Origin of the sequence: Hydrogenophaga sp. (genome assembly GCF_028698005.1) — a bacterium.
GTDB lineage: Bacteria > Pseudomonadota > Gammaproteobacteria > Burkholderiales > Burkholderiaceae_C > Hydrogenophaga.
This window is the reverse complement of the sequence record NZ_JAQVEJ010000222.1, coordinates 1-3,550: the sequence shown is the minus strand read 5'-3', so window position 1 is coordinate 3,550 and position 3,550 is coordinate 1. Positions and strand designations below refer to the sequence as shown.

General features: G+C 67.3%; 3 protein-coding genes. All 3 read right to left on the bottom strand.

The genetic code is table 11. The annotated features are described in order from the left end of the window. Positions 1-74: 74 nt before the first annotated feature. Positions 75-1,010, bottom strand: a complete 936-nt coding sequence (locus PHQ87_RS15030; RefSeq protein WP_300236108.1) for a DMT family transporter — start codon at positions 1,008-1,010, stop codon at positions 75-77. 49 nt (positions 1,011-1,059) lie between these two features. Then, on the bottom strand, positions 1,060-1,758 hold the full coding sequence (locus PHQ87_RS15025) for a Crp/Fnr family transcriptional regulator (protein WP_300236105.1): 699 nt from the start codon (positions 1,756-1,758) through the stop codon (positions 1,060-1,062). 70 nt (positions 1,759-1,828) lie between these two features. Beyond that, a partial coding sequence (locus PHQ87_RS15020; RefSeq protein ID WP_300236102.1) for a GspE/PulE family protein occupies positions 1,829-3,550 on the bottom strand: 1,722 nt, incomplete at its 5' end.

Here is a 3,550-nt window from a genome sequence, read left to right as displayed (position 1 = left end):
AAGCCCAGCCCCTTGCTCGCGCCACCCACCAGCGCCCATTTGCCCTTGATGCCCAGATCCATAGGTTCAACCTTCTATGTCCGACCCGTTCGGGTCACCAGAAAAACCCCCACCATCACCAGCACCGTACCGGCAACGATCCAGCCGGTAAAGGGTTCGCCCAGCAGCAGGACGCCCATGGCGATGGTGGACATGGGGCCGATCATGCCAGTTTGTGCCGTCAGGCCCGGGCCGACGCGCTCCACCGCCATCATCACCATGATCACCGGTGCGAAGGTGCAGACCGTGGCATTGAGGATGGACAGCCAGATCACCTCGGGTGCCACCAGGGCGGCCGACAGCGGTCGCAGCAGCACGAACTGCAGCAGGCACAGCACGCAGGCCACGCTGGTGGCCAGGCTGACCAGGCGCATGGAGCCCAGGCGCTTGACCATCTCGCCGCTGAACACCAGATAGATCGCATAGCTGGCGGCGCTGCCGAACACCAGCAGCGCGCCCAGCGCGGCCTCGCTCCCCAGCCCCGACAGCGCCTCGTGCCCGAACACCAGCAACACGCCCCCGTAGCTCACGGCCATGGCCAGGCTCTGCCGCAGGCCGATGCGCCGGCGGTACAGCAACCAGCCCAGGATGAGCACCAGCGTCGGGTTGAGGTAGAGGATCAGACGCTCCAGGCTGGCGCTGATGTACTGCAGGCCCCAGAAATCCAGGAAGCTGGCCAGGTAGTAACCGGTGAGGCCCAGGCCGGCGATGCCCAGCCAGTCACGTCGCGTCAGCGTCGCCGCATCCCGCGCCTGGCGATGCGACCACCAGGCCAGACCCAGGAACAGTGGCAGCGCAAACAGCATGCGGTACATGATGAGCGTGACCGCATCGACACCATAGCGGTAAGCCAGCTTGACGATGATGGCCTTGCCCGAGAACGCGATGGAGCCGGCGCCGGCCAGCAGCAGGCCGCTGGCCAGGTGGGGGGCGTGGCGGGCAGGAGAAACCGCGGAGGTGGACGAAGACATCCGGCAGATTATCGGATGCCGGCGCCACCTCTGCAGCGCGGCGGGTGGATCACCTCAAACCGGCTTCGTCAACCACGCGGAACACCCGGCCCTGGCGATCGGCCGCCTCGATCAGCCCCTCGCGGATGAAGGCATTGAGCGTCCGGCTGACGGTCTCCAGTTTCAGATCGAGCATCGCGCCCATGTCCTCGCGCGAAAACAGCGTCGATACCGTCTGGTCATGCGCCGAGCGCATCTTGAGAATGAGGCCGGCCACCCGCTGACGCGCATTGCCAAAGTTCAGGTTGGCCAGCCAGTCGTCGGCCTCGCGCAGGCTGTGGTGCCATTTCTGCAGCAGGCGCTGGTGCAGGCGCGGCGTTTCGCGGTCCAGGCGCTGGATCACCTGCAACGGAATGCGGCAGGCCTTGACGGCCGTCAAGGCGATGGCGTCGGACTCGTAGACCGGCCCCATCAGGGCTTCGAGCCCGATGATGTCGCCCGGGCGCAGCACGCGCACGATGCGCTGGCGTCCGTCCACCGTATTGCGCACCAGCTTGACCATGCCGGAGCGCAGCGAGTACAGCGAGGTCGCCGTCTCGCCCAGGCGCACCAGCGACCGACCGGCCTGGAACTCCAGGTCGTCGATGGGGGCGTGGATGAGGTTGAAATCCTCATCGTGCAGGTCCGCGAACAGGACCATGTCGCGGATGCCGCAACGGCGGCAATCGGCGGTGCCCCGCCAGGCGGATTCGTGCTTGATCGAAGTCATGGCAAAAGCGGCGCGTATGGCGCACCGGCCAACTATAGCCCGCATGACCGCCATACGGGTTTGACATAAATCATTGAACCGGCGGTGTGCAGGCCAGCACCTCTTCCAGCGTGGTCAACCCCTCGGAAACGCGCGCCGCCCCCGCCAGGCGCAGGGGGCGCATGCCGTCGGCCACCGCCTGGCGGCTCAACTGGTCGATGCGGGGCGCATGGCTGACCTGTTCCTTGAACGCCTCGGTCACCGTCAGCAGCTCGTACAGGCCCATGCGGCCCTTGAAGCCGGTCATGCGGCAGTCCACGCAGCCCACAGGCTGGTAAGGGCGGTAGGCACCATTGACCTGCCAGGGTTTGACCAGCTCGGCCAGCGCCTCGCGCGAGGCACCCAGCCGATCGTCGGCCACGCGCACGCGGCAGGCGGGGCACAGGGTACGCACCAGGCGCTGGGCCAGCACGCCCAGCACGGTGGCATTGATGAGGTAGGGCGGAATACCCAGCTCCATCAGGCGCATCACGGCCGAAGGTGCATCGTTCGTGTGCAGGGTGCTGAACACCAGGTGCCCGGTCAGCGCGGCCTGCACGACCATCTCGGCAGTGGCCAGGTCACGGATCTCGCCGACCATGATGATGTCCGGATCCTGGCGCATCAGCGACCGCAGGCCGGCGGCGAAATCCAGATCCAGATGCGGCTGCACCTGCGTCTGGTTGAAAGCCGGCTCGATCATTTCGATCGGGTCCTCGATGGTGCTGACATTGACCTCTTCCGTGGCCAGCCGCTTGAGCGTGGCGTACAGCGTGGTCGTCTTGCCCGAGCCGGTGGGGCCGGTGACCAGGATGACCCCGTGCGGGCGGCGCGTGAGGGCCTCCCAGCGCTGGGCGTCATGTGCCGAGAACCCGAGCGCACCAAGATCCTTGACCGTGGTGTCCGGGTCGAAGATCCGCATCACCAGCTTTTCGCCGAAAGCGGTCGGCAGGGTCGACAACCGCATCTCGACCTCTTCGCCCTTGCCCTGTCCCGAGGGCCGCAGCGTCTTGATGCGCCCGTCCTGCGGCCGGCGGCGCTCGACCACGTCCATGCGGCCCAGCAGCTTGACGCGCGCGATCATGGCGTTCATCACGCCGATGGGCAACTGGTAGACCGGGTGCAGCACGCCATCGATGCGGAAGCGGATCACACCCTGTTCGCGCCGGGGCTCCAGGTGGATGTCGCTGGCACGCTGGTCGAAGGCGTACTGCCACAGCCAGTCGACCACCTGCACCACGCCCTGGTCGTTGGCATCGAGCTGGCGGTTGGTCTTGCCCAGTTCCACCAGTTGTTCGAAGCTGGCCAGGCTGCTCTGGTTGCCGGTCTTGACGGCCGCGCGCACCGATTTGGCCAGCGCGAAGAACTCGGCCGTGTAACGGGCGATTTCCTGCGGATCGGCCAGGGCCAGGCGCACCGAGCGCCGGGTCTGACGCTCGATCTCGGGCACCCAGTCACGCACGAACGGCTCGGCCGTGGCCACCACCACCTCGCTGGTACCAACCTGCACCGGCAGCACGCGATGGCGCTCGGCATAGGCGGCGCTCATCACATCGGCCACCTTGGCGACGTCCACCTTGAGCGGATCGATGCGCACGTAGGCCAGCCCGGTACGCGCCGCCAGCCACTGGGTCAGGTCGTCCGCGCCGAGCAGCTTGCCGTCGGCCTGGCGCGGCACGCCGAGCAGGGACAGGCGCTGGATCGGGTGCTGCGCGCTCTCGGCCGATGCCATGCGCGCGCCCGTGCGCTCGGCCACCTCGGGCGAGATCACACC